Source organism: Streptomyces chengmaiensis, from assembly GCF_029846775.1.
GTDB lineage: Bacteria > Actinomycetota > Actinomycetes > Streptomycetales > Streptomycetaceae > Streptomyces > Streptomyces chengmaiensis.
Window position 1 is genome coordinate 105538 of the sequence record NZ_JARWBG010000001.1, and the last position, 26182, is coordinate 131719.

25 protein-coding genes and 1 pseudogene are annotated in these 26182 nt (G+C 70.5%); 15 read left to right on the top strand and 11 right to left on the bottom strand.

Features of this window, described 5'->3' with window-relative positions:
* The first annotated feature begins 236 nt into the window (after nucleotides 1-236).
* The 11 genes from QCN29_RS00380 (at nucleotide 237) to QCN29_RS00430 (ending at nucleotide 10818) form a co-directional block, all read left to right on the top strand.
* Entirely contained in the window at nucleotides 237-1733 is a 1497-nt protein-coding gene (locus tag QCN29_RS00380; RefSeq protein WP_279925398.1) for a maltokinase N-terminal cap-like domain-containing protein, read from the top strand.
* 140 nt (nucleotides 1734-1873) lie between these two features.
* Nucleotides 1874-4084, top strand: a complete 2211-nt coding sequence (gene glgB, locus QCN29_RS00385; RefSeq protein ID WP_279925649.1) for a 1,4-alpha-glucan branching enzyme — start codon at nucleotides 1874-1876, stop codon at nucleotides 4082-4084.
* A gap of 376 nt (nucleotides 4085-4460) precedes the next feature.
* Nucleotides 4461-5705: a helix-turn-helix domain-containing protein gene (locus QCN29_RS00390; protein ID WP_279925399.1), complete on the top strand. Its 1245-nt coding sequence runs from the start codon at nucleotides 4461-4463 to the stop codon at nucleotides 5703-5705.
* A 136-nt stretch (nucleotides 5706-5841) separates the two neighbouring features.
* On the top strand, nucleotides 5842-6225 hold the full coding sequence (locus QCN29_RS00395; RefSeq protein ID WP_279925400.1) for a hypothetical protein: 384 nt from the start codon (nucleotides 5842-5844) through the stop codon (nucleotides 6223-6225).
* 38 nt (nucleotides 6226-6263) lie between these two features.
* Nucleotides 6264-6575 (top strand): hypothetical protein, encoded by a 312-nt coding sequence (locus QCN29_RS00400; protein ID WP_279925401.1) that lies wholly within the window; start codon nucleotides 6264-6266, stop codon nucleotides 6573-6575.
* Nucleotides 6572-6772 carry a hypothetical protein gene (locus QCN29_RS00405; protein WP_279925402.1) on the top strand — a complete coding sequence of 67 codons (201 nt, stop codon included), beginning with the start codon at nucleotides 6572-6574 and terminating at the stop codon, nucleotides 6770-6772. Before QCN29_RS00400 ends, QCN29_RS00405 begins: the two co-directional genes overlap by 4 nt.
* Complete coding sequence (locus tag QCN29_RS00410; RefSeq protein WP_279925403.1) at nucleotides 6769-7140, top strand: DUF6415 family natural product biosynthesis protein; 372 nt, start codon at nucleotides 6769-6771, stop codon at nucleotides 7138-7140. The genes QCN29_RS00405 and QCN29_RS00410 overlap by 4 nt, the downstream gene beginning before the upstream one ends.
* A gap of 100 nt (nucleotides 7141-7240) precedes the next feature.
* The gene (locus QCN29_RS00415) at nucleotides 7241-8362 is read left to right on the top strand and encodes a tyrosine-type recombinase/integrase (protein ID WP_279925404.1); all 1122 of its coding nucleotides are present in this window, start codon (nucleotides 7241-7243) and stop codon (nucleotides 8360-8362) included.
* Nucleotides 8359-8685 carry a helix-turn-helix domain-containing protein gene (locus QCN29_RS00420; protein WP_279925406.1) on the top strand — a complete coding sequence of 109 codons (327 nt, stop codon included), beginning with the start codon at nucleotides 8359-8361 and terminating at the stop codon, nucleotides 8683-8685. The genes QCN29_RS00415 and QCN29_RS00420 overlap by 4 nt, the downstream gene beginning before the upstream one ends.
* 281 nt (nucleotides 8686-8966) lie before the next feature.
* Nucleotides 8967-10265, top strand: a complete 1299-nt coding sequence (locus tag QCN29_RS00425) for a hypothetical protein (RefSeq protein WP_279925408.1) — start codon at nucleotides 8967-8969, stop codon at nucleotides 10263-10265.
* A gap of 43 nt (nucleotides 10266-10308) precedes the next feature.
* Complete coding sequence (locus QCN29_RS00430; RefSeq protein WP_279925409.1) at nucleotides 10309-10818, top strand: hypothetical protein; 510 nt, start codon at nucleotides 10309-10311, stop codon at nucleotides 10816-10818.
* A gap of 329 nt (nucleotides 10819-11147) precedes the next feature.
* Here the strand turns inward: QCN29_RS00430 and QCN29_RS36995 are convergent.
* Nucleotides 11148-11432 (bottom strand): annotated as a pseudogene (locus QCN29_RS36995) (Tn3 family transposase); the annotation flags it as partial.
* 250 nt (nucleotides 11433-11682) lie between these two features.
* Complete coding sequence (locus QCN29_RS00440; protein ID WP_279925412.1) at nucleotides 11683-12549, bottom strand: SDR family oxidoreductase; 867 nt, start codon at nucleotides 12547-12549, stop codon at nucleotides 11683-11685.
* A 100-nt stretch (nucleotides 12550-12649) separates the two neighbouring features.
* Here QCN29_RS00440 and QCN29_RS00445 point away from each other — a divergent pair, with 100 nt between their 5' ends.
* On the top strand, nucleotides 12650-13243 hold the full coding sequence (locus QCN29_RS00445; RefSeq protein WP_279925413.1) for a TetR/AcrR family transcriptional regulator: 594 nt from the start codon (nucleotides 12650-12652) through the stop codon (nucleotides 13241-13243).
* A 303-nt stretch (nucleotides 13244-13546) separates the two neighbouring features.
* Nucleotides 13547-14728: a DUF418 domain-containing protein gene (locus QCN29_RS00450; protein ID WP_279925414.1), complete on the top strand. Its 1182-nt coding sequence runs from the start codon at nucleotides 13547-13549 to the stop codon at nucleotides 14726-14728.
* Between the two features lie 78 nt (nucleotides 14729-14806).
* Here the strand turns inward: QCN29_RS00450 and QCN29_RS00455 are convergent, their stop codons facing one another.
* Entirely contained in the window at nucleotides 14807-15250 is a 444-nt protein-coding gene (locus QCN29_RS00455) for a hypothetical protein (protein WP_279925416.1), read from the bottom strand.
* Between the two features lie 226 nt (nucleotides 15251-15476).
* Nucleotides 15477-15770, bottom strand: a complete 294-nt coding sequence (locus QCN29_RS00460; RefSeq protein ID WP_318036682.1) for a HEAT repeat domain-containing protein — start codon at nucleotides 15768-15770, stop codon at nucleotides 15477-15479.
* Between QCN29_RS00460 and QCN29_RS00465 the strand changes: the two genes are divergently transcribed.
* Nucleotides 15675-15917: a hypothetical protein gene (locus QCN29_RS00465; protein WP_279925417.1), complete on the top strand. Its 243-nt coding sequence runs from the start codon at nucleotides 15675-15677 to the stop codon at nucleotides 15915-15917. The two genes, QCN29_RS00460 and QCN29_RS00465, sit on opposite strands and share 96 nt — an antisense overlap.
* 67 nt (nucleotides 15918-15984) lie before the next feature.
* Here QCN29_RS00465 and QCN29_RS00470 read toward each other — a convergent pair whose 3' ends face one another.
* From QCN29_RS00470 to QCN29_RS00490, 5 genes are all read right to left on the bottom strand, one after another.
* Nucleotides 15985-18240 carry a HelD family protein gene (locus tag QCN29_RS00470; RefSeq protein ID WP_279925418.1) on the bottom strand — a complete coding sequence of 752 codons (2256 nt, stop codon included), beginning with the start codon at nucleotides 18238-18240 and terminating at the stop codon, nucleotides 15985-15987.
* A 148-nt stretch (nucleotides 18241-18388) separates the two neighbouring features.
* Nucleotides 18389-18721, bottom strand: a complete 333-nt coding sequence (gene trxA / locus QCN29_RS00475) for a thioredoxin (protein WP_279925419.1) — start codon at nucleotides 18719-18721, stop codon at nucleotides 18389-18391.
* Entirely contained in the window at nucleotides 18718-19152 is a 435-nt protein-coding gene (locus QCN29_RS00480) for a MerR family transcriptional regulator (protein ID WP_279925420.1), read from the bottom strand. The genes trxA and QCN29_RS00480 overlap by 4 nt, the downstream gene beginning before the upstream one ends.
* A gap of 150 nt (nucleotides 19153-19302) precedes the next feature.
* Nucleotides 19303-20316 carry an endo alpha-1,4 polygalactosaminidase gene (locus QCN29_RS00485; RefSeq protein ID WP_279925421.1) on the bottom strand — a complete coding sequence of 338 codons (1014 nt, stop codon included), beginning with the start codon at nucleotides 20314-20316 and terminating at the stop codon, nucleotides 19303-19305.
* A 146-nt stretch (nucleotides 20317-20462) separates the two neighbouring features.
* Nucleotides 20463-21482, bottom strand: coding sequence for a preprotein translocase subunit SecD (locus QCN29_RS00490; RefSeq protein WP_279925422.1), 1020 nt, complete (start codon nucleotides 21480-21482; stop codon nucleotides 20463-20465).
* A 211-nt stretch (nucleotides 21483-21693) separates the two neighbouring features.
* Between QCN29_RS00490 and QCN29_RS00495 the strand changes: the two genes are divergently transcribed.
* Nucleotides 21694-23160 carry a glycoside hydrolase family 16 protein gene (locus QCN29_RS00495; RefSeq protein ID WP_279925423.1) on the top strand — a complete coding sequence of 489 codons (1467 nt, stop codon included), beginning with the start codon at nucleotides 21694-21696 and terminating at the stop codon, nucleotides 23158-23160.
* 143 nt (nucleotides 23161-23303) lie between these two features.
* Here QCN29_RS00495 and QCN29_RS00500 read toward each other — a convergent pair whose 3' ends face one another.
* Together QCN29_RS00500 and QCN29_RS00505 are read right to left on the bottom strand one after the other, a co-directional pair.
* Complete coding sequence (locus tag QCN29_RS00500) at nucleotides 23304-24521, bottom strand: YncE family protein (RefSeq protein WP_279925424.1); 1218 nt, start codon at nucleotides 24519-24521, stop codon at nucleotides 23304-23306.
* Nucleotides 24522-24630: 109 nt separating this feature from the next.
* Entirely contained in the window at nucleotides 24631-26049 is a 1419-nt protein-coding gene (locus QCN29_RS00505; protein ID WP_279925651.1) for a cation:dicarboxylate symporter family transporter, read from the bottom strand.
* Nucleotides 26050-26182 lie beyond the last annotated feature (133 nt).

Genomic DNA, 26182 nt, shown 5'->3' on the forward strand with positions numbered 1-26182 from the left:
GGAGCGATCGACCTCGAGCGGCGATCGGCCCTGAGGAGCGATCGGCACACCCGTCACGATATGCCCAGACGCATCCGCCGATGGAAGGGATGTCCCCGCCGGGGCGGTTTCCGCCGCCCCGGCGGGGGCACTCTCCCCCTCACCCCCGCGCGCCGCCGGACAGCCACTGCTGCAATCCGGGACACTCTGCGCATGCAGCACTTCTAGGGTGTATCCCGGGGAAAGGACGCGATGCCATGTCGGAGGCTGCATCCTCCCAGACCCCGGTCGCCCACGTCGCCCTCATCGCATCACTCGCCCCGCTGCTGCACCGATGGCTTCCGCGGCAGCGGTGGTTCGCGGGCAAGGGCCGCCCGGTCACCGGCTTCTCGCTGGTCTCGGCCACCGAGCTGCTCCCCGCGGACGGGCCGGGCGCGGGGCTGCTCCATCTGCTGCTGAGGGTCAGACAGCAGGAGCGGTCGCCCTCGGGGGCGGGCCGCCGCCCGTTGCCCGACGACTGCTACCAGCTCTTCCTCGGGGTGCGGCAGACCCTGCCGCCGCATCTCGCACCCTCGCTGATCGGCCATCTGGCCAGCGGACCGCTCGCCGGGCGGACCGTGTACGAAGGCCTGTACGATCCCCGGCTCGCGGAACTCCTGCTGGAACGGTTGCGCGCCCCCGGCGCACTCGGCCCGCTGCGCTTCGACCGGTTCGACGGCTCACCCGCCGTCCCCGGCGGGCTCGCCCCGCGCCCGCTGGACGCCGAGCAGTCCAACTCCTCCCTGGTCTACGGCGACGCCTACATCCTCAAGCTGTTCCGCCGCATCCACCCCGGACCCAACCCGGATCTGGAGCTGCCGCTCGCACTCGCCCGCGCGGGGTGCGGCCGGGCCCCCGTCCCCGTCGCCTGGTACGAGGCCCGCGCCCCCGAGCCGTACACCCTGGGCGTGCTCCAGCCGTTCCTGAGGGGCTCGCAGGACGCCTGGGTGCTGGCGCTCAAGGCGCTGGCCGAGGGGGAGGCGTTCACCGCGGAGGCCCGGGCGCTGGGCCGGGTCACCGCCGAGGTGCACCGGGCGCTGGCGGAGGAGCTGCCGACGGTGACCCTGCACCGGCCGCAGATCGAGCAGCTCGCCGACGGGATGTACGCACGGCTGGACGCGGCGGCCGAGGCCGTGCCCGCACTGACGCCGTACGCGCCACGGCTGCGCACCGCGTTCAAGGCGGTCGCGGAGCTCGGCCGGCGGGGCCGGGTCTGGTGCGCCCAGCGCGTACACGGCGATCTGCATCTCGGTCAGATACTGCGCGGCGCACAGGAGACGGCGCCCGGAGAGGGGCCGTTGACTCCCGGGCCGGTGACCCCGGGACCGTCCGGCAGCGGCACGGCCGGCGGGCCGGCCGACGACGGGCACTGGTCGGTCATCGACTTCGAGGGCGAGCCCGCACGGCCGCTCACCGAGCGCCGCCGGCCGCAGCCCGCGGTGCGCGACGTCGCCGGGATGCTCCGTTCGTTCGACTACGCCGCACGCACCCACCGCCCCTGGAACCCGGACTGGGCCGAGCGCTGCCGCAGCGCCTACTGCGAGGGCTACGCCGAGGTCGGCGGCGCGGACCCGCGGCAGGAGACGGAGCTGCTGCGCGCGTACGAGACGGACAAGGCGGTGTACGAGGCGGTGTACGAGGCCAGACACCGCCCCGACTGGCTGCCGGTCCCCATGGCCGCGATCGACCGTCTGGCCGCCGCCCTCACCCCCTGACTCCTCTCCCCTCCCCTCATCCCTTCCAGGAGGCTGCCCCCGTGACCCGTCGCCCCTCGTCCCCCGGTCCCGCGGACGCACCCAAGGCACAGCGCAGAAAGCCGCCCGCCGGAGCGTCGAAGCAGCGCGGCAGCCATGGCGTGCGTCCCGCCCGGCCGCTCCCGGAGGAGGACCGGCAACGGCTGCTGCACGGCGCCCACCACGATCCGCACGCCCTGCTCGGCGCCCACACCGTGCGCGGCGGGGTGGAACTGCGGGTGCTGCGCCCCTACGCACGCTCGGTGACCGTCCTCGCCAAGGGGCTGCGCGCCGAGCTGCACGAGGACGGCGACGGCCTGTTCTCCGGGGTGCTGCCGCTGCGCAAGGTCCCCGAATACCGACTGGTCGTCGCATACGACGGCGAGGAGGGCATCGGCTCGCACGAGGTCGAGGTCCACGACCCGTACCGCTTTCTGCCGGCCCTGGGCGAGCTGGACCTGCACCTGATCGGCGAGGGCCGCCACGAGGAGCTGTGGAAGGCGCTGGGCGCCCAGCCGATGGCGCACCAGGGCGTGACCGGCACCCGCTTCACGGTCTGGGCGCCCAACGCCCGCGGGGTGCGGATCGCCGGGGACTTCAACTACTGGGACGGCACCGGCCTCCCCATGCGCTCCCTGGGCTCCAGCGGGGTGTGGGAGCTGTTCCTGCCGGGAGTGGGCGAGGGAACGCTGTACAAGTTCGACATCACCCGCCCGGACGGCTCGCACACCCTGCGCGCCGACCCGATGGCCCGGCGCACGGAAGCCCCGCCCGCCACCGCGTCGGTCGTGACCGAATCCCACCATGTGTGGCATGACGAGAACTGGATGGCGCACCGCGGCGACCGCCCGGTGCACGAGTCGCCGTTCTCGGTCTACGAGGTCCACCTGCCGTCCTGGCGGCCCGGTCTGACCTACCGCCAGCTGGCCGAACAGCTCCCGGCGTACGTCAAGGACCTCGGATTCACCCATGTGGAGTTCATGCCGGTCGCCGAACACCCCTTCGGCGGCTCCTGGGGCTACCAGGTCACGGGCTTCTACGCGCCCACCGCCCGGCTGGGCACGCCCGACGACTTCAGGCACCTCGTCGACTCTCTGCACCGGGCCGGCGTCGGGGTGCTGATGGACTGGGTGCCCGCGCACTTCCCGCGCGACGACTGGGCGCTCGCGGAGTTCGACGGCCGCCCGCTGTACGAGCACCAGGACCCGGCCCGGGCGTCGCACCCCGACTGGGGCACTCTGGAGTTCGACTACGGACGCAAGGAGGTGCGCAACTTCCTGGTGGCGAACGCCGCGTACTGGTGCGAGGAGTTCCATATCGACGGGCTGCGGGTGGACGCCGTCGCCTCGATGCTGTACCTCGACTACTCACGCGAGAACGGCGAGTGGTCGCCGAACGAACACGGCGGCCGGGAGAACCTGGACGCGGTGGCCTTCCTCCAGGAGATGAACGCCACCGTCTACCGCCGCTGCCCGGGTGTCGTCACCATCGCCGAGGAGTCCACGGCCTGGGACGGCGTGACGCGCGCGACCCACCATGCGGGGCCGGGCGGCTTCGGCGGCCTCGGCTTCGGCCTGAAGTGGAACATGGGCTGGATGCACGACTCGCTCGGCTATATCGAGCACGAGCCGGTGCACCGGAAGTTCCACCACAACGAGATGACCTTCTCGATGGTGTACGCGTACAGCGAGAACTACGTCCTGCCGATCTCGCACGACGAGGTGGTGCACGGCAAGCGCGCCCTGGTCGACAAGATGCCCGGCGACTGGTGGCAGCGGCGCGCCAACCACCGCGCGTACCTCGGCTTCATGTGGGCGCACCCCGGCAAACAACTCCTCTTCATGGGCCAGGAGTTCGCCCAGGGCGCGGAGTGGTCCGAAGGCCACGGACCCGACTGGTGGCTGCTCGACCCCTCGTACGCCGCGGAGCCGGACCACCGGGGCGTGCGGGACCTGGTCCGCGACCTCAACACGCTCTACGCGCGCACGCCCGCGCTGTGGCAGCGCGACACCACACCCGAGGGCTTCTCCTGGGTCGACGGCGGCGCGGCCGAGGACAACGTCTTCGCGTTCCTGCGCTTCGACGCCCACGGCTCACCGCTGCTCGCGGTGAGCAACTTCTCGCCCGTGGTCCGCCATGAGTACCGCCTGGGCGTGCCGCCCGAGCCGACGGCCTGGACGGAGGTCCTCAACACGGACGCCGAGCGCTACGGCGGCGGCGACGTGACCAACCCGGACCCCCTGAAGCCGGACGACGCCCCCTGCCACGGCCGCCGCCACAGCATCCAGCTCACCCTCCCCCCGCTCGCCACGGTCTGGCTCCGCCCCGCCTGACAGCCCCCCGAAGGGCCCGGGGCCCCCGGGCCCTCACACCGGCCCAGGCGAGGCCCCGGAGGCGCCGGGGGCCTGGGGGGCTGGGGGGCTGGGGGAATCAGCGTTCCGCACATTGCGGTCGGCGTACCGCCCCTTCTGCCCCCCGCCGAGGGGATGGTTCGCCGAGATCTGCCGTTTTCCCGCGGCAGCGAGCGGCGACTACGCCCCCAGCTACCCCTGGGGCAGCCGGGGCACCAATCGCGCGCGGCTCGTGTCACTTGCCGCAACAACGCCAAACGCAACGGCCCTACGGTCCGGTGACCGTAAGACCGTTGCCGTTACCCGAACTCTTCAGCAGGGGTACCGTTCCCAGTGGACGCTAGGAATGGAGACCAGCATGCCCCGCTGGAGTGACTACACCACAGGCGCACGCATCAAGATCCTTCGTGGCAAAGACATCCGGCAGTCCGACCTCGCCGAGATGACCGGGCTGTCTCTGCCCACAATTCAGCAAGCGGAGCAGGACAAGCGGCTCACCCTTCAGACTCTCCTCTTGATCGCCGACGCCCTTCGGGTGGACACCTCCGTCATCCTTGGCCAGCAGGGACCGCGCCGGGCGATGGAGCACGACGACCGGACAGTCATGCGCGCCTTGTCCCAGACCGTTCATGACGTAGCCGCAGGCATCCTGCCCGATACCGTGACCGCGCCAAGCCTCGAGAACCTGGTCGCCAGCAACAAGAGGCTGTGGAAGCTCTACTGGAACGGGAAATACGTCGAGGCAGGTTCACTTGCAGCGCCGCTGCTCACCGAGGCCGCCGCCCGTCTGCACGAACAGCCGGCCGGCGAGCAGGCAGAGGCATGGGGGCTGCTGGCAGACGGCTATCGACTCGCCAGCTACGTGGCCAACCTCATGGGGTCCCGAGACCTCGCGTACGCCGCGATCGGGCACGCCCAGCACGCTGCCGTGAAGGCCGCCGACAGCCTGCGCACCGCTCTCGTCATGTCCGGCAGGTCCTGGGTATATCTCAGGGACGCCCGTCTGCCGGAAGCTCTCCGGCTCGCAGAGAAGGCGGCTACGGACATCGAACCACGCTTCTCCAAGGCCACCACCGGTGACCTGGTCGCCTACGGATCGCACATCAACTTCGCCGCAGTGGTCGCGTCCAGGATGAAGGACAAGGAGAGGGTGAAGGACTATCTGTCCCAGTCCCACGCAACGGGCGCTCGCATGGGCAAGGAGGCTCGGGAACACGGCACGGTTTTCGGGCCGGTGACCGCGACGACGCAGGCGGTCGGCATCAACGTTGCGCTCGGCCAGTCGGGCAAAGCCCTCGCGCTGATGAAGGACATCAACCCGGACCACGAGGCCGCACTGTCCGGCGCAGCCCGCCACCGGTACGCCATGGACAAGGCCATGGCCCAAGCTGACGCGAAGATGTGGGACACCTCGCTGGACACCCTTGAAACGGCGCTGCTCGACGCGCCGGAGTGGGCGCGCCACCAGGCGCTGCCGTCGATCATCGTGCAGAGGGTCGGCAAGGCGTCCACATCCCGTTTGCGGCGGGTATCGAAGCTGATCGGTGTGGCCGCCCCCGGTGCGGAGGGATTCCAGCCCGCCACGACCAGCACGGCCCTGTGAGTCGTACATCCCATACGAGCAAGACAAGTTGACCGTGCATCAGCCATACGCCCCGTACGACTGACGAACTGATCAATCGTCAGAGTCGTATGGGGCGTTTCTTCATGCTCAGCCGAGTCGGCGGGATCGTACCCGTATGACCCGCACCCATCAGCAGCGCATCAGACGAGCTGAGCTCTCAGACGCCGCTCACGGCATCCACCCAGATGCTCCCACCGGGGTGTCACGAATCCGAGTGGTCCTCTACGGCCGATCCGCGGGCAGTCTGCGCGCCTACGCGGCGGCTCGGGACTGGACCGTCGTCAGCCATTTCGACGCCGAATTCGCTCTGGGCGCCGTCCTGGCCGACCAGCCCCTGTGGCCGAGCATCGCTGCGCTCTTCGAGACGCACCGAGCCGAGGGCATCGTCACCGACCTCGCTGCCAGCGAGGCCGACATCGACGACTGGATCAAGCAGCGAGGCGCGTTCGTGGCGCGCCTCAGCCCTGCGGGTCACCACGAGACCCCGGCGACCGCCTGACACGGTCCCGGGGCATGGCCGACTAGCAAGGAGTCGACATGCACTGCCTATCACACGCGCTCGCGTGGCTGAGAGCCGTTCTGCTCAGGCCCGCCGCGCCCGGACGGCACGCCCGGCCCGTCCACGGCCAGTACACCCATCAGCCGCACCGCCTGCCCCAGCCACCGCAGCGCAGGCCGGGCGGTACGCGGGTCTACACGCGGCAGCGCAACGTCTCGCGCCCGCGCGCCGTGTCCCATGTCCTCGCGCACGACGTGTACCTGGACTCCGGCGAGCTGGTGCGCCCGTACGTGCTGTCCCCGCACGAACGCGTAGCGGCGCTGCCCAACCCCAGCGAGGTGATCGCATGACCGCATCCATGCCGGTCCCCGTCCATCTGCCGGACCCCAAGCCGCTCCCCGCGGCCGAGCCCGCGCCGGGATGCGGTGTATGCGCTGCCCTGGTCAAGCAGCGCGCCGAAGCCCTCGCCGCCGGTGACCAGTCGAAGGCCCTCGACCTCAGCATCGAGATCCGCAACCACCCCCACAACCCCGGGAGCGACGCGTGAGCCCCCCAGCGAGCCCGGCACGGCTCAACACCGGGCAGATGCTGGCGGACGCCGAACAGCTGCTGGACTCCACCGCAGACGGTCCGACGCATGACGGGCTCCACGAGCTGACGCTGCGGCTGCGCGGGCACATCATGCAGCTCATCCCTGCGGTGACTGACCGGTTCTCTTCCTGGCCGCGCAACGACGACACGCTGGCACAGGCGATGGCGGGTACCGGACGGGCCCAACGGCAGCTGGCAGTGGACCCCCCGGACGGGAGCCTCACCCAGGCCGTGGCCTACGCACAGCGTCTCGCCCGCACGGTGGTGGAGCTCACCCAGCACCTGGCCCGCCTCGATTGTGCGACATCCCGCGAGTTCCCCTGAGCCCCGCTGAGTATCCGGCCCCGTGGCCAGGGGGTTCTTCCACCTTCAGGTGCTCTGCGGCGTTGTGACGTAACTTCGGGATTCTTGAAGCGTTCTCACCGTGTCCGACCGATCCACGATCGGCATGAAGGTGAGGAGCCTCGGGTTGTCTCTGGCGGTGGTACGAGACCTGCGCGAGGTCCGAGCGCCGGTCTCGGCGGAGGAACTGGAGCAGTTCGAGACCGACGTGCTGGCCGGGTTCGTCCTTGCGCGGGCTTCGGCCGGGCTGACTGACGGCACGATCCGCGGGGACATCGGGCATCTGGAGCAGATTCGGGCCTGGTTCGGCCGGCCACTGTGGGAGATGGAGCCGTCCGACGCCGACTCGTACTTCGGGAAGGTGCTGCGGGGCTCGCCCAGCGGCACCCGGCTGGCCCGCTCGCAGGCGTTGAACACGTACTTCCTCTTCTTGGAGCTGCGGCACAAGGTCGAGATCCACCGCATGACCGGGCGCGTGGTCGAGTGCCCGATCGACGAGATGAACCAGCCACGCGGCTCCAAGGACGCCCAGCTGCGGATCCCGCCGACCGAGCCGGAGGCACGGCATCTGTTCACCGGCTGGGCGGGTGAGCTGGCCACCTGCCGGAAGTTCGCCCCGACCGCGCGGAACTACACGGCCTCCAAGCTGATGTCCGAGGTCGGGCTGCGGGTGAGCGAGGCACGCAAGCTCGACCTGGCGGACATCAAGTGGAACCTGGGCCGGTTCGGCAAGCTCCATGTCCGCCACGGCAAGGGCGCCCGCGGCTCCGGGCCCCGCGAGCGCATGGTCCCGCTGATCAACGGCGCGGACCGCACCCTGCGGTGGTTCATCGAGGACGTGTGGGGCCAGTTCGGCGACGACCACACCCGTCCCGGTGCCCCGCTGTTCCCCTCCGAGCGCAAGAACGCCGACGGCACCGCCCGCCGGGTGGGCGACGACGCCCTGCGAGACGGGCTCTCGGCCGCGGTTGAGAGGCATCTGCCGGGCTGGAAGGACCTGCTGACACCGCATGTCCTGCGGCATTTCTGCGCGTCTCAGCTCTATGAGAACGGCCTCGACCTCATCTCAATCCAGGAGGTTTTGGGGCATTCCTGGATCGCCACGACGATGCGATACGTCCATGTCCACCGCACCCGGGTCGAGGACGCCTGGATCGCCGGGACCGAGCGGGCCGCGAAGCGACTGGAAGGGCTGATCCGATGAGGTGGAACCTGCGGCTGACGGCCGCGAACAAGGGTATCTGGAAGGCGTCCGAGCTCCAACGGAGCCTGGCTGAGCACGGGTTGGTGATCTCGGCGGGGAAGATGTCCGGGCTGTGGTCGGGCCAGCCCGTCTCCCTCAAGCTCGACGACCTGGACGTCATCTGCGTAGTGCTCGGCTGCGAGATCGGCGACCTGCTGATCCCCGAGCCGGACAGGGTCCGCCGGCCCGGCGAGGAGACCGGCCAGCAGGCTGCCGTCGCGTCCGGCCCGGCTCCGACGGTGGTGCCACGCCGGCGGGACGGCCGGTCGCTGCCGCCGATGTGACCCAGCCAGGTCGAGAGGACGACTCGCTGGTGCTGGAGCCTGACAGCTGCTCGAACTGCCTGGCCTGGGGTCTGCTGTTCATGCGGTGGTGCGGGGGCTGCAATTCTTTCGCCCGTCCCGGTCCGCACAGTCCATGCTCGGGCTGCCGCCGGAACGGCCCCCTTCGGAAGGGGTACTGCCGTCTGTGCTGGTGCCAGGCCCGTACGCAAGCAGCGACAACCGGCGCGAGGGCGGAGTCGCTGCTGCCAACGCTGCGGCATCACCAGCTGTTCTTCGCGCACATGGCTCCGCTGTGGGAACGCGTCGCGCGGCCGCGGCTGCCGAAGTACGAGCGGCGAGGCCGCCCCCGCAAACCCGATCCCCCTCCGGCGTCGCCGCCCGGCGGCTGGCTCCAGCCTGCCCTGTTCGAGGTCTGCCGCGACTTCACCCGCATCGACCCCGAACAGCACACGGGCCCCGACAACCCCTGGCTGGCCTGGGCACGGCATACCGCCCACCGCCTCGGCGAGGCCCGCGGCTGGCCCCGAAAGATCCGCCTCGCCGTCGACCGAGCTCTGATCATCCTGATGTCCCGGCATGTCGGTGGTGACGTCGTGCGCTATTCCGAGCTCCACCCGGCCCTGCAACCCCGTCGGCTGAACATGGAGCTGACCATCGAGGTCCTCGACCACATCGGCGTCTTCCTCGACGACCGGACACCGTCGTTCGAGCAGTGGCTGGAGCGCAAGCTCGACGGCATCGCCCCCGGGATCCGCCGCGATGTCGAGCACTGGGTCCGACTCCTGCACGACGGCGGTCCCCGGTCCCAGCCCCGCGACGAGAACACAGCCTGGAACTACCTCAACCGGGTCCGCCCCGTCCTGCTGGAGTGGTCCACTCGCTACGACCATCTGCGCGAGGTGACCCGCGACGACGTCCTCGCCCAGCTCGATGCCCTCCACGGCGGTCAGCGGCAGCACACCCTCGTCGTGCTGCGGTCGCTGTTCCGCCAGGCGAAGAAGAACGGCACGATCTTCAAGAACCCGACCAGCCGCATCCGTGTCGGCCAGCGCGAGTACGGCATCCTCCAGCCCTTGGAGCCCGAGCACATCAACATCTCGGTCGCCGCGGTCACCAAGCCGGCGGACCGCCTGGTCCTCGCCCTCGCCGCGGTGCACGCTGCACGGTCAGGCGCAATCCGCCGCCTCCAGCTCGACGACCTCGACATCGGCAACCGAAAGCTCACGATCGGCGGCCGCGTCCGGCCACTGGACGACCTCACACTGCACGTCGCCCTGGAGTGGCTGGAGTTCCGGCGCCGCCGCTGGCCCGACACCGCCAACCCACACCTCCTGATCAACAAAATCACCGCTCTGAGCACCGGCCCGGTCAGCGAGGTCACCCTCTCCAAACCCCTTCGCGGCCAGGCCGCCACCCTGGAACAGCTCCGCATCGACAGGCAACTCGAAGAGGCCCTCGTCCACGGACCAGACCCCCTCCACCTCGCCGAGGTCTTCGGCCTGGACGAGAAGACCGCGATCCGCTACGCGAACTCCGCCCGCGTTCTTCTCGTCCAGGCCGCTGAACAGCAGCTTCGGTGAAACCCGCTCGACCGGGACGCACCGTGAAGGGAATCATGAGCGAGTGACGTCGACCGAAGCAGCAGCAATCGCTCTACAGGACCATGCCGCCCTCTGGAGCGTGGGAGAAATCCGTGCGAGCGACGTCGTCAATGCAGCCTGTGATGCGCTCGTCGCCGGACTCGACACCCCCGGCCTTCGGGTCCTCGCCGCCTGCACACGTGCCGAGGCGGACTACGACATCCACGAGTTGCTTCCCGAAGCACTCAACGAACTCGGCCTCACCTTTTATCCGCTCGCCAGCGATGTCGGCCAAGAGGCCGCCGCCCGAGCGCTCGCACGCCGCATGCTCGCTGGCGAGCTGACACCTCGGGAGTTCACATTCCGTATTCACGAGCGATACGGACATGAGCTGCCCCTGACTGAGCGGCTCGCCGAACTCGATGACGAGTACGACGTCCTCGAATACGGCGACAGAACTGTAGACCAGGTCGATGGCGAGGTCACGGCCGAAGCCCGCCGCCTCGCAGCCCACCCCCACGTTCCAGCCGAACCCACGGACACGCCCAGCTGATGCACACGGGCCGACACGCGAGTTCCCGCTGAACAGGCTTCAGTTTCCTTGAACCCACGGGGATCCAGGGGTGCCGTTAACGAACAGCGAACCAGGTGACAAGTAACCCGCCAGTAGCTGCCAGATCGAAGGCTGGCCCCTCGCTGGGATGCAGCGAGGGGCCGAGTTGCGTGGTGCTGGTGTTCAGGCCGCGGCCGGCTCCGGGACGGGGTCCGGCTCCTGGGGGACGGGGTGGGCGAGCTGGAGGCGGCTGCCAAGTTCAGCCGTACCTCGCCGTAGGGCTGGATGTGCATCCAGAACAGCGGGGTCAGGGCCCGCTTGTCCTCGTCGGTCAGCGCGTCGGCCCATTCGGGGTCGGCGAGCATGTCCTGGATCATCAGGGTGTTCACGAAGACGAGCGCGGTTTGCAGGAGATGGAGCGCAAGAACGGAGGGTTCTTGCTGGTCGCGGCGGTTGCTGGACAGTTCGCCGCTCTTGCCGAAGAAGATGATGTCGTTGGCGCCGTTCCAGCCCTCGACGACGTTCAGCCCTTCCTGGATCTCGCGCTGGAGGTCGCGGTCGCGCAGGTAGCGGGCGACGAAGATGGTCTTCTGGGCTTTGCCGACTTCCAGCATGGCCTGGTAGACGGGGTGGGAAGCAGTGCCTGTTCAGCCCCTTCCGTCACCCCCGCACCCGGTATCCGGGCTGGACGGTAGAGGCGGCGGTGTACAGCGGGCGTGGGTATCGGCGAAGTGCCCCGCCGGGGTGAGCGGACCTGGTAAATGCACGGCCAGGCGTCCCTGGGCGGGGCCGTCTCTCTCCCCACCCGGGGCGCCTGGAGCGTACGGGCCGTATCAGGGCCTGGGCAGCGGCAGGCCCGCGTGGTCAGCCGCTGCTCGCTCGAACGTGGGTTTCCTGCGGGGTGGTGGTCTTCGGGTAGTGCGGGCGGAGGGCGGCCGCACTGATGCGGTCGAGCATCCGGTCCGGCAGTACCCGCGACAGTCGGGTGAGTACGGCCGCGTCGCGACCGACGGTGTAGCGCGTGCGGGGCTTCCTGGCGGTCACGGCCTTGGCGATCACCCGGGCGGCATCGTCGGCGGTCTTTCCGCTCGCGGTGCCCGCGGCGGTCAGCGCGATGACCGCCTGGACCAGCGGCCCGTAGCGATCCCGCTGTTCCGGTGACATGGCCTCGGCCAGCCGGCTCGTGGTGGCGATGCCCCGGTCGCCCATCTCGGTGCGGACCCCGCCGGGCTCGACGACCACCACCCGCACGCCCAGCGGCGTCACTTCCCGGCGCAGCGCGTCGCTGACCGCCTCCAGGGCGAACTTCGTGCCCGCGTAGGGGCCGAAGGTGGCCATGGCGACCTTCCCGCCGACCGAGCTGATGTTGACCACCCGGCCACAGTGGCGCAGCAGGGCGGGCAGCAGTGCCTGGGTGACGGCGACGTGGCCGAACAGGTTGACCTCGTACAGCCGGCGCCACTCGTCCAGCGGCAGGGCCTCGACCGGGGCGTTGACGGAGATGGCGGCGTTGTTCACCAACGCCCGCAACGCACCTGTCTGCGAGCCGGCGCGGGCGGCCAGCTCGGCGATGTGGTCGGGCCGGGTGATGTCGAGGATGACCGGCTCGATGCCCGGGGCGCGGAGCGCGTCGGCATCCTGGTCGCGGCGGACGCCGGCGAGGACGTGGAATCCCCGGCGGGCCAGCTCGCGGGCGGACGCCGCGCCGATCCCGGTCGAGGCTCCGGTCACGACGACGCAGCCGCGGTTTTCCAGCGAAGTTTCAGATGACGTTGTCACCTTAACAAGAGTGGACCACTCAGATGACAGTGTCAACTGTATAGTGATCGGCATGGTCAGCCGAGTGGAATCCGCCGCCGCAACGCGACGCGCCCTGCTGGACGCGGCCGCCGACCTGCTGGACAGCGGCGGGCCGGGCGCGGTGACGTTGCGCGAGGTCGGGGCGCGCGCGGGGGTCACCCGCGGGGCGCCGTACCGGCACTTCCCCGACAAGGACAGCCTGCTGACCGCCGTAGCAGCCGAAGCCCTGGACCGGCTCGCGGATCAGGCACAGGACGTGCGCACCGATCCGCAGGCGCCCCCGGCCGACAAGCTGCGCCGCGCCCTTTCCGCGCTGATGACGATCGGCCGCCGTCAGCCGCACCTGTACCGGCTGATGTTCGCCTCCCCGGCCGGCGACCCGGCCGCGATCCACGCGGCGACGCAGGCGGGCGACCGCGCCCAGGACGAGTTCTTCGCCATCGTCGGCGATCTGGTCGGCGCCCAGCACACCAGTCGATACGCAGCGCTGCTGTTGACCAGTGTGCACGGGATCACGGATATGGAGGTCAGCGGGCACCTGTCCGCGGACAAGTGGCACATCACGGCCGAGGAACTCGTCTCGACCCTGGTCTCCATGATCGACCGACAGACCCGCAGCGGGTAGCCGTGCGGGAGCGGCAACGCACCACCCTCCCGCCACCGCGACCCGCATGCACCGCCACTGAGGCGACCTTCCGGCCGGGCGCTGACGGAAGGGCCCCGGGCCGCCATTTTCGATCTTGCTCATGCACCGGTCGATAGATGAGCTAGATCAAAAATCGGTCCGGAGGAAGCCGGTCCGGCCGGGATCATGCTCGTAAAACGACGCTCTCAGCCCTGTTCTCGCCCCGACTACATCCTTCGATGCAGCGGAGGTTCGTCCCCCGTCAGGACGAACTGCGGCACGGCCACGCAGACGATGAAGCGCATGACGACAACGAGTGCGGGCGTGCCTGTGACCACCGTCGGTGGGAAGCGAGTGCCGCTGCTGGACGTGCTGCGGGGGGTGGCGATCCTGGGCACGCTGATGACGAACGTGTGGGTCTTCACCGGTCCCGGTGCCGAAGGGGGCGTCCTGGAGGCCGGCGTGTGGGGAGGCTTCTCCTCCGGGTCGTTCGGCGAGGTCGCCGAGAGTGTGTTGCGGCTGGCCGCGGACGGCAAGTTCTTCTCGCTGCTGACGATCCTCTTCGGCGCCGGGATCGCCATCCAGTACGGGGCGGCCGAGCGGCGCGGGCAGCCGTGGCCGGGGCGGTACCGGTGGCGGGCGCTGTTCCTGTTCGCCGAGGGCACGGTCCACTTCGTGCTGGTCTTCGCATTCGACGTGCTCATGGGGTACGCGGTGACCGCGCTCTACGTAGCCTGGCTGCTGACGCGCCCGGAGCGGACCAGGCGCCGGGTCATGGGGTGGGCGATCGGGCTTCACCTGACCGTGATGGGCCTGCTCACGGTGGCACTTGCCCTGGACGACGCGACAGACGGGGACGGCCGGATACCGCCGCGGGTCGCAGACCTGTACGCGCACGGCAGTTGGGGAGACCAGATCGGGTTCCGCCTGGAGAACGCCGTCGCCCTGCGTATCGAGCCGGTGCTGTCGTTCGGTCTGATGGTGTTTCTGTTCCTGCTGGGCGTTCGGCTGCTGAGGTCGGGCGCGTTCAACGCGGGCGAGACCGGGCGGCGCATCCGGGCGCGCATGCTGGCATGGGGTCTTGGCCTGGGTGTACCGCTCAACGTGGCGTGCGCCCTCGGCGGCACGGACTGGTTCCTGATGGGCCGGTACGTGGCCGCTCCGCTGGTCGCGATCGGATACGCGGGGCTGATCGGCACCTTGGTCGATCGGGTCCGGCGGCCCAGCCCGCTGATGGGCGCGCTCACCTCGCTGGGGCGGATGTCCTTGACCGGGTATGTCCTTCAGAACGTGCTGTGCGCCCTCGTCGCGTATGGCATCGGGCTGGGTCTTGCCACCCGGCTGGGTGGCATGTGGCACCCGTGGTGGGTGATGGGCCTGTGGGCGGCGGTGTCCGCGGTCCTGCTGCTGGGCTCGTTCCTGTGGCTGCGCCGCTTCTCGGCGGGGCCGCTGGAGTCGGTGCAGCGGTGGGTGCTGCGGCGCTGACACAGGTCGGGGTGGTGTTCCTGCCGCCCGCAGCTCGTCGCTCGGGCGGCGCAGCAGCGTGGTCCTGCCGGTGGAGCCTCAGGCCGAGGAGTCCTCGAAGCAGCGGGAGACGACCGTGACGTTGATCAGCGAGGTGCCCTTGGGCTTCTGGTTCTCGCGGTTCAGCAGCTGCAGCTCCACGGAGAAGTCGCCGTCGGGCGAGTTCGCTCGCAGAGTGGGGGACTTCGCCCGGCTCTTGTCCGGGCCGTCCGAGGTGATCTTCCAGCCGCTCTCGGGGAGTGACGTACGCATAGCCGCGAACGCCGTCTCCAGATCCGCGAACGGGACGTCGTACACGCTCCAGGGATGGTTCGTCTGGTGCACCCTGCCCTCGGGCTCATAGCCCGAGCACCCCATCGTCTTCGCCCGGGCCTGCGTGGTCCTCGCCCTCAGTCCGATCATCTCGAAGATGCGGCTGGAGACCCTCTCGGTCGCCGCCGTCATCTCGGCGCCGTCGGCGGCCTCGGCGGTCTTCTTGTCCATGGCCGAGCATCCTGTGAGTAGTGCGCAGGCCAGCAGAGCGGGCAGGACTTGCGCGAGTCGCTCAGCCAAGCTCGGCTTCCTCGGGCTCGTCCCACTTGGCGCCGAGTGCCACCGACGTCCCCCCGAAGTTTTGATCAGATACCGGACGTCATCCTAAACACCGGACGGGGGACGGGGACTGAGCAGGCGTACTCAGACCCCGTTCCGTTCCACCCGCGGCCACGGGCTACGGCGCGCGGACCTCCGCCACCGCCTCCCAGACATCCGGGTGCGGGTCGTCGGCGAGGGCGTCCAGCAGTTCCGCGACTCCGGGGGTGGACCAGCGGGCGACGGCCCACACCAGCTCCTCCCGAACCCTCGGGTCGGGGTGGGACGCGAGGCGGGCCAGTTCGGCGAGCGGGCCCCGGCGGCGCATGCCGAACCAGTGCAGCGCGTCCAGCAGAACGGCCGGGTCCCCGGGGTCGCCGGCCGCTGCGAGGCGGGCCAGCAGAACCCTGGCGGGCGGCGGCGGACCGTCCAGCGGATGTACGACGGCAGCACCGGGAAGCAGTACACGCCGCGCGCACCGCCCGGGCCGTGGCCGGCCGCGCGGATCCCGGAGCGCCGGATGCGCGGCGCGTTCGCCGCCGACGTCAAGTGGACGAACATCGCCATGGCCGCATGCTAGGACGGAGCAGAGCGCCCCCTCGCCCCGTTCCCGCGGTGTGCAGGCGAGTGCGACTCCCTCGGATCGTCTACCCCTTCGCGTCCACCCGGACCAGCCCCAGCCGCTGTGTGGCCCTGGTCAGCGCCACATAAAGGTCGTTCTCGCCGTGCGGGACGGCCGTGCGGATGCCGTCCGGGTCGACGACCACCACCGTGTCAAACTCCAGGCCCTTCGCCTGGCGGGGGTCGATCAGGACGACCGGGCGGGTGAGGTCGACGGGGCCCTCGAAGGGGACGTCGGGCAGCGCGGCGGACAGGGCCTCGCGCAGGCCCGGGTGCAGGGCCGGCGGGGCGATCACGGCGAGGCGGCCTTCGGGCGGGGCGTCGGCGGCGCGTTCGGCGACGGCGTGGGGCAGCTCGTCCGGGGAGACCGCCGTCTCCCAGGGCCGTACGCCCGTCGACCGCACCGAGCGCGGCGGCTCGAATCCGGGGTCCGCGGCGCGCCTCAGCTCCGCCGCGAGGTCCATGATCTCGGTGGGGGTCCGGTAGTTGACGCCGAGCGTGGCCAGCTCCCAGCGGTCCTCTACGTATGGGCCGAGGATGTGCTGCCACGAGCTGCTGCCGGCCGCGTCGCCGGTCTGCGCCGGGTCGCCGACGAGGGTCATGGAGCGGGTCGGGGCACGCCGCATCAGCAGCCGCCAGGCCATCGCGGACAGCTCCTGCGCCTCGTCCACGATGATGTGCCCGAACGCCCAGGTGCGGTCGGCCGCTGCGCGCTCCGCGGCGCTGCGGGTGTCGGCCTCCTCCTGGCGGTCGGCCATCCGCTCCGCGTCGATGACGTCGTGTGCGGCGAGGACCTCGGACGCGTCCTTGTCGAGCTCCTCCTTGTCCTCGAACTCGTAGGTGCGGGAGGCGTAGGACACGTCCAGCACGCCCTGGGCGTAGGCGATCCGCCGCTGTCGCTCGGCCTCCGCTGCGGCGCGGGCGGCGGAGTCGTCCGCGCCGAGGAGTTCGGCGGCCTCGTCGAGCAGCGGCACATCGGCGGGCGTCCAGGGACCGGAGGCACGCCTGATCGTTTCCGCGTCCGCGTCGGGCAGATGCGTCGGTTCGGCGAGATAGTCCGCGAGGAAGTCCTGCGGGCTGAGCAGGGGCCACAGCTCGTCGATCGCGGCGTGTACCTCGCTGCTGGCGGCGATGCCCTTCGCGAGCTGGGCGATGTCGTCGGGGCCGAGGAAGTTGGGCCCGCCGTAGGGGTCCTCGCCGATGCGGTCGGCGAGTTGCTCGGTCAGCGCGTCGATGATCTGGAAGGCGAAGTACGGGCGGGCGAGGTTGTGCGGCAGCCTTGTCTCGCGGGCCTTGTGCCGGGCCTCGAGCGCCATGTCCCAGTCGAGGACGAGATCGCCGTCGTCGTGGGGGACGACCAGCGGTGCGCCGCGCTCGGGCACCTGCTGACGGTCTCGTACAGCCGCGGCCAGCGCTTCGGCCATCTCCGCGCGTCCCTTGACCTCCGCGGCCGACTGGGTGTCGCCGCCCTCTGCGCGTACCCCGGGGAAGAGTTCGCCCACCGTCGCCAGCAGCACGCCCGTCTCGCCGAGCGAGGGCAGCACTTCGCCGATGTAGCCGAGGAAGGCCGGGTTGGGCCCGACGATCAGCACGGCGCGCTTGGCGAGCTGCTCGCGGTGCGCGTACAGCAGATACGCGGCCCGGTGCAGCGCCACCGCGGTCTTCCCGGTGCCGGGCCCGCCCTCGACGACCAGCACGCCGTGGTGCGGGGCGCGGATGATGCGGTCCTGTTCGGCCTGGATGGTCTGCACGATGTCGGCCATGCGCCCGGTGCGGGCGGAGTTCAGCGCGGCGAGCAGCACTTCGTCGGCGTCGCGGGACTCGTATCCGGTGCGTGTGTCGTCGTCGAGGTCGAGGATCTCGTCATGGAGTCCGGTGACGGTCCGCCCCTCGGTGGTGATGTGCCGGCGGCGGCGCAGTCCCAGCGGCTCATAGCCGGTGGCGAGATAGAAGGGCCGCGCCACGGGTGCACGCCAGTCGATCAGCAGGGGTGTCCGTTCGCTGTCGTCGGCGCGGATGCCGATGCGCCCGATGTGGTGGGTGCGTCCGTCACGGTGATCGATGCGTCCGAAGCAGAGACCGGTGTCCGCGACGTTCAGCGAGGCGAATCTCGCGGAGTGCTCCGCGGCGACGACATCCCGCTCGACGCGTGCCTGCCGCCCCGTCCCGACCTGCGCAACGGCCTGTCGGAGGGCGGATTCGGCCTGCTCGCGCAGCGTGTCGAGACGCTCGTGGAGCAGGGAGATGAATTGCTGTTCCTGATGCAATTCGTCGTTTGACAATTCAGCTCCTGACGCGGTATATTGTGGGGAGTTGGTTAACCGTATTGCTTTTCACGCACAAAACGGAACCACTCAATATACCCAGAGAAAGACCCCGGCCGCCAATGCGGAGCCGGGGTTTTTCCGTGTACGGCACTTCAGGGCGCGGTCAGATCACCTCGGCGAGTTCCTCCATCAGCCGCCTCCTGGGCCGTGCGCCGACCCTCGACCACACGGGCTCGCCGTCGCGGAACACCATCAGCGTCGGCGCCGACAGCACGCCATAGCGCGTCATCGTCTCCGGATTCGCATCCGTGTCGAGCTGTACGACCTTGAGCCGTCCGGCCTCCTCCTGCGCCACGGCACTCAGCACGGGTGCGAGCTGACGACACGGCCCGCACCAGTCGGCTGTGAACTCCACAAGCACGGGCAGGTCGGCCCCCCGTACCTCCGCGTCGAAGTCCGCGTCCGTGACGACGGCGACGCCCTCGGCTCGAATCATTCGAAAACCCCTCCATAAGTCATCTCGCATACGGGCTCCGGCCCTCCCGGAACTTCCGCCCCGGCCGCCAGCACGGCCCGCGCTTCCTCGGCCCGCGCCAACTGGGCGGCCACCTGTTCGCGCACCGACCGCAGCTGGCCGATCAGTCCGTCCAGCTCATCGAGCTTGGCCCGGTACACGGCGAGCGACGCCGGACACGAGTCTCCGGCGGGATGACCCGCCCGCAGACACTCGACGAAGGGGCGCGTCTCCTCCAGCCCGAACCCGAAGTCCTGGAGGGTTCTGATCTGCCGGAGCAGCCGCAGGTCACTCTCGTCGTAGGTCCGGTGCCCGTTGCCGTCCCGCCGTGCGGGCAGCAGCCCGCGTGCCTCGTAGTACCGCAGGGCCCGTGTGGTCGTGCCCGCCCGCTTCGCCAGCTCGCCGATGCGCATGCCGCCGACGTTAGACATTGACGCCGGCGTCAAGGCAACGCGGGCCGGGGCGACGCGCCCCGGAGCGGCGGCGTGCCCCGGAGCGGGGGCGTGCGGAGTCCCGGGGGCGCGCCGAGTCCCGGGGGCGCTGCGCCGCCGCGACGGGCGGGATCAGCAGGTGCGGCGGACGTGCGCGGCTTCCCCGGCCGGAGCGACGTCCAGGTCGCGCAGGACCACCGAGAGTGTGTCGCCCCAGGTCTCGCAGGCGGCGGCGAGGCCCTCCGCCTGGTACTCGATGACGAAGACCCGGTTGTCGAAGGCGTCCGCGTAGGCGCCGCATTCGTCGTACTGTCCGCACTCCTCGGCGACCGCGAAGTCGAATCCGATGCTCCGTCCGCGGCCTGCCAGTTCGGCGGCGTTCTTCTGGCCGATCGCCAGACCGGCCGCATGGGCCCGGGAGACGAGCAGCTTGCCGAAGGCGAGGTCGTCCTCGGCGGTGAGGAGCCCCTTGGACCGCTCGTGCGAGTCGAGGTTGTCGGCCTCGACGGCCTGGTAGCCGGCCGTGGCGCAGCCGTCGATCCACTCCCCCACGACCTCGGCGAGCCGCTCGCGCTTGGCGGGCGTCGAGATGTCGAGCAGCGCCTCGTCCCAGTCGCCGTCGATGACAAGCGCGCCCGCGGCGTCGCGGAGCAGCAGGTCGGGGTGGTGCTCCCGCCACCAGCCGGTGGCGTCCGGCTGGGCCTGGAAGGCGTTGACGTAGCAGATGTTGTACAGCCCGGGCGCCGGCTTCGCGGCGCGGTCGCGGGAGACCGCGCGTACACCGGGCGGCGGTGCGTAGGCGCCGCCGATCTGGTAGTCGAAGGCGATGCCCGGCTCGGGCATGGCCACCTTGCCCGCGCCGGCCGGGGTGCGGGCCGGGGTGGCGGACGCGGTCGGGTTTGGGGTGCCGGCGGGGGACGGCGCAGCGGTTCCGGCTGTGGTCGGCGTGGGGGTGCCGCCCGCCGTCGGCTTCGCGGCGCCGGCCGGGGTCCCGGCACCGGCCGGCGCGGCGGAGGACGGCCGGTCCGTCACTTCGGCGTCCTCGCCTTCGGACGGGGAGCATGCGCCCACCGCCCAGGCGAGCACACCGCAGACGATCAACGCCGTGAGCGGTCGGCGAAGGGCGGGGCGGGCGCGGTCGACCATGGTTCGGGGGCTCCTGTCGGTACGTGGCCTGGCGGCGGTGCGAATGCCCATCATGCCGCCGCTGCCGCCGCTGCCCGCTCGCGGGGCCGCCCCGCTGCCCCGGATGGAACTCCCGTCGCGCGGGAACCGGGTCCGGTACGGCCGGCCTATGGCTTGGTCACCTGGGTGAGGCTGGTGATCTCCAACTCGGTCGGCAGTGAACCGGAATTGAGGGTGGCGGCGAGCTCTTCGGCGGACCCGCGTGTGAACTTCCCGGAGATCTGGGCTTTGCCGCCGGGGAGTCTCTGGGTGACCGCGGGCGCGGAGACGACCTCGCCGTCGAGGACGATGGCGAACCGGTTCTGTGGCGCGGTGCGGACGGCGAGGTCTCCGGTGATGTCGGCGAACTTCCGTGTGCCCTCGGCGTTGAAGTCCAACTGGACGATCCAGCCCCCGAACTGGGCGTCCAGGACGGCTTCGGCAGAGCTGATGCCGGAGCCGTCCAGGGCGGCCGGCCCCAGCAGATACTTCTCGGGCGGGCCCGGCGTCTCGCCTGCTGCGCCGCAGGCGGTGATGGGTTCCTGTGAGTCCGCGCGCCGGCCTGCGTCGCGCCGACCGGCATCGGTGCGCGTGCGGCCGGAGCAGTCCAGCGCGGCGAACTCCGCCTGAAGCGCGGCGCCGGGCTCCGACGTGTTCGCGGAAGGACCGGCGTTGGGAACGGCGGAGGGAACGGCGGAGGGGCTGGCCGAGGGAACGGCGGGGCGGCCGGCAGAGCGGCCGGCGGGGAGGGTAGCCCCGGGGGCCGCCGCCAGCACCGGTCGGAAGTGGAGCTCTCCGGCGTCGCCCAGGTGCTTCATGCGTTCCTCGTCGGAGCTGGGACCGGCGACGGTGATGGAATCGCCCTCCGCCGCAACCCTCACACCGGCCATCCCCAGTGCGTCGGCACGCTGCCGGAGCCGCTCCACGGTCTTCCGCACGGCATCGGCGGTCGCCGGCGGCCGAGCGGCGAAGGTCACGACCGACCGGCTGCCGCCAGCCGCGCCGGCGGCGTCCGCGGCAGCACCGCGGCCGGCGTCGCCGGACGACGTGCCCTTCGGAGTGCCCGACGGACCGGAACAGCCGACCAGTGCCACCGCCCCGGCGCACAGGGACACAAGGACGCACGCAGCATGACGGGAGTGCAACATGGCGAGCAGTCTCCCAAACCGGGCACGACGTCGGCAGGCGAATACCGCGACTGCGCCTGCCGACAGCCGGGATGCCGTTCAAGTAGTTAACACCGCATAGGGATTGACGGGCGTTCTACCTCCATCTAGAAAACAGTGAGAGCGCTCTCAACCCCCACCTCAACCTCCCACCTCAACCCCCGTCTCAGCACCATCCGTCCGGAGGTGTTCCTTGAGTACGAGCCGCATCGCAAGCAGGCACCACACCCTGCGCCGCGCGCCCGCCGTCTCCCTGCTGGCCGTCCTGGCCGTCGTCCTCGCCGGCATCGCCGCCTTCGGCGGCGGGGCCGGGACCGCGCGTGGGGACGTGCCGCCGCCCGCGCCCGGGTGGACCCAGCAGTGGAGCGACGACTTCAACGGGGCGAACGGGTCGCTCCCGTCGTCCGCCGACTGGCAGATCGACACCGGCCACTCCTATCCGGGAGGGCCCGCCAACTGGGGCACGGGCGAGGTCCAGAACTACACCGCCAGCCCCGACAACATCAGCCAGGACGGAAACGGCCATCTGCGCATCACCCCGCTCCGGGACGGGGCGGGCAACTGGACCTCGGCGCGGATCGAGACGCGGCGGGCGGACTTCAAGGCGCCCGCGGGCGGCGCACTGCGCATCGAGGGCCGGATACGGATGCCGAACGTGACCGGGGACGCCGCCCTCGGCTACTGGCCGGCCTTCTGGGCGCTGGGCTCCCCGTACCGGGGCGACTACTGGAACTGGCCGTCCATCGGCGAGTTCGACATCATGGAGAACGTCAACGGCATCAACTCGGTCTGGGGCGTGCTGCACTGCGGCGTCAACCCCGGCGGGCCGTGCAACGAGACCAGCGGGCTCGGCGCCAGCCGGGTCTGCCCCGGGGCGAGCTGCCAGTCGGCGTTCCACACATACCGCTTCGAATGGGACCGGTCCGTCTCCCCCAACGAACTGCGCTGGTATGTGGACGGACAGCTCTACCACAGCCTCGACCAGAGCCGGTTCGACGCCACGACATGGGCGAACATGACGGACCACGCGGGCTACTTCATCCTGCTCAACGTCGCGATCGGCGGTGCGTTCCCGGACGCGCTGGGCGGCAGCACGCCCACGGCGGCGACGGTCCCCGGCCATGCGATGCTCGTGGACTATGTCGCCGTATGGACCAGGGGCGGAGGCGGCACCACCCCGCCGCCCGGGGGATCGTCCCAGCTGTATCTGCACTCCGGGGGCGCGGCCGGCGATGCGGCGGGCTCCGGCTCGACGGTGAGCCTCGCCTCCGCGGACGGGGCGAACCACGACGGCAGTCCGCACAGTCCCCAGGTGTTCACGGCCTCCGGGATCACCCGCGCGTACAACGGCGGCTCGACGGAGTTCGATCTGTTCCTGGACGCGGGGTCGGTGGTGGCCAACGGCCAGCAGATCAGGGTGAGTTACGACCGCACGGGCGACGGGACCTGGGACCGGACCGAGACGTACCACTACTTCGCCACCGATCCGGTGCCGGGCTACGAGCACTACACGCAGGCGCGCGGGCTGAAGTCCGCCACCGGCTCGCACGGCGATCTGGCGGGCGGCCGGGTGCGGATCGAGGTCTGGAGCGCGATCGGCAACGCGCCGAGCACGCTCGGGACCGGCAACCAGTCGTACGTCCGCATCCCCTTCGGCTGAGGGGCACGCCCTGAGGCGCCCGAGGGGCACGCCCTGAGGCACCTGAGCGGCCGCACTCGACGGGCCGGGGGCGCGGTCCGCACATCACCGGCCGGGGGCGCGGCCCGCCTCGCCCCCGGCGGCGAGGGGACGAGGGGACGAGATCAGCGGTCCGCGCTCAGCCCGTCCAAGGCCGCCTCCGCGAGCCTGCCCGCGCGTTCACGCTGCGGGAAGTCGCCGACCTCGATCCGGGCGACCTCCTTGGCCGTCGTGTAGTCGACCACGGACACCTCGTCGCGGTTGGACAGCGTCACAAAGCAGTGCCGGCCGTCGGGGCCGGTGACCGACCAGTACGGCAGCGAGCCCTCGGGGTAGTGCACAAAGCCGTCCGTCGTCAGGGAGGGGCGGGAGACGATCGCCGTGTAGTCGTCGATGGTGCCCGCCATGCACAGCTTGTCGCCCGCCGCGTTCACGGCCATGCCGTGGTGCGCCGAGTTCTGCGGGTAGTCGTCCGGCTTGAGCTGTGCGCCCGCCTCGCTGAAGGGCATCCGGACCGTGCGGACCGTGCGCCCGCGCTCCAGGTCGTACTCGACGAAGCCGTTGAGGTACGACAGCTGGGCGTACATCGTCTTCCCGTCCGGGGTGATCACGGACGGGCGGACTCCGTGGTCGAAGCGGTAGGTGCGGACCACCTCAAGCGTGCGCGCGTCCGCGACCGTCACCTCTTTGGCGCCCTTGAGGAAGTTGAGGGCCTTGGGGAGTGAGGTGATGCCGATGGACATGTTGTAGATGAGGGAGCCATCCGCGGAGTAGATGTTCTCGTGCGGGTAGGTGCCGGTCGGGAACGCGCCGGTGATCCGGCCGGTCGCCGTGTCCAGCGTCTGGGACTTGGCGGCGGTGATGGCCGAGACGACGAAGGTCCGGCCGTCCGGGGAGAGCGCCGCATGGTCGGCCTTGAAGCCGTCGAGGTGGGTGCGCCAGAGCTGTCGGCCGCCGGCGACGTCGTACGCCGCCGCGTCGCCCAGGTTGCCTCGGGATACATACAGCGTGGCGCCGTCGGGCGAGAGATGGGCGTCGTCGACGAACTTGTCGCCGCCCGCCTGTTGTTTGACGATCTCGTACGCGGCGCGCCGGATCGGGTCCATCCCGTCCAGCACCTCGTCGAGGTCGGGGATCACGTCGAGCGAGCCGAGGTTCTCATAGGTGTGTGCGTCGATGAAGCTGACGGTGCCGTCGGCGCTGTTGCCGACGATGACGACGTCGCGCAGCCCGCCCCCGGCCGCCGATCCGTCCGCGGCCGTCGAGGCCGAGGCGGTCACCGAGCCGAGGGCGAGCGTGAGAGTGAGCGCGAGCAGTGCCGGAAGACGCGTCCTGCGCCACATGGGGCCGTCCCTTCCCGTGCTTCGCAATGTGCATGCCATGACAGGGCCGACCCATACGATGACACGTTCCGGTTACCGGCGGTACGTCCGGGGTGCGGGGAAGTCCGTTCTAGACCTTCGCGGGGGCGGGCTCCGCATCCCGCGACTGCGGAACCTCCCCCTCCCCCACTTCCGCAGCCGGGCCGCCATGGCCGTCATCGCCACCGTGGCCGCCGTGGCCGCCGTGGCCGTCATCCATCAGCGTCTTCTCGTCGAAAGGCGCCCGCCCCGCCAGGACGTCCGCCGCCCGCTCCTTGTCGAACTCCTTCGTCCAGGTGCCGACGAGCACCGTGGCCACGGCGTTGCCCGCGAAGTTCGTCAGCGCCCGCGCCTCGCTCATGAAGCGGTCGATGCCGACGATCAGCCCCACGCCGTCGACCAGTTCCGGCCGGTGCGACTGCAGCCCGCCGGCGAGTGTCGCAAGGCCCGCTCCCGTCACGCCCGCCGCGCCCTTGGAAGCGATGACCATGAAGACCAGCAGCGAGATCTGCTCGGACGCGGACAGCGGGTCGCCCATCGCATTGGCGATGAACAGGGAGGCCATCGTCAGATAGATCGCCGTGCCGTCGAGGTTGAAGGAGTAGCCGGTGGGCACGGTGATGCCGACGACCGGCTTGCTCACACCCATGTGCTCCATCTTCGCGATAAGCCGCGGCAGCGCCGACTCGGACGACGACGTGGACAGGATCAGCAGGAACTCCCGCCCCAGATAGCGCAGCAGAGAGAACAGGTTCACCCCGGCGACCAGCCGCAGCAGCGCCCCGAGCACCACGAAGACGAAGACCGCGCAGGTGAGATAGAAGCCGATCATGATGACCGCGAGGGACTTCAGCGCATCGAGGCCGGTCTCGCCGACGACGGCCGCGATCGCACCGAACGCGCCGACCGGCGCCACCCACATGATCATGGCGAGGATGCGGAAGACAAGCCGCTGGATGTGGCCGATGCCGCGCAGCACGGGCTCGCCCGCAGCCCCCATCGCCTGGAGCGCGAAACCGGCGAGCAGCGCGACCAGCAGCGTCTGCAGCACCTCGCCCTCGGTGAAGGCGGAGACCAGGGTGGTGGGGATGATGCCGAGGAGGAAGTCCACGGTGCTTTCGCTCGCACCCGCCGCCTGCTGCTCGCCCGCCGCGCGCGCCGCCTCGGTCACATGGAGTCCCGCGCCGGGCTCCAGCACATTGCCGACCAGCAGGCCGATGCCGAGCGCCACCGTCGACATGACGAGGAAGTAGCCGAGGGCCAGTCCGCCGACCGCGCCGACCTTCGCCGCCTTGCGGACCGAGCCGATGCCCAGCACGATGGTGCAGAAGATGACCGGGGAGATCATCATCTTGATCAGATTGACGAAGCCCTTGCCGATCGGCTTGAGCTCGACGGCCACGCCGGGCGCGGCGAAGCCGACCGCGATGCCGAGCAGAACGGCGGCGATGACGGCGATGTAGAGGTAGTGGGTACGGTCCCGTCTTGCGGTTCGCGACGGCGTTGTCACAGCTCCCACGGGGTGCCTCCTGGGGTGATTGCGTGTCCATGTCCCGATGGATCCCCGCGACTATCCATCAGGCTGTGACGCCGGTCACCGTTGTGTTCTTTTCGTTCATGCGAATCCGTCGTGCGAGTCGGTC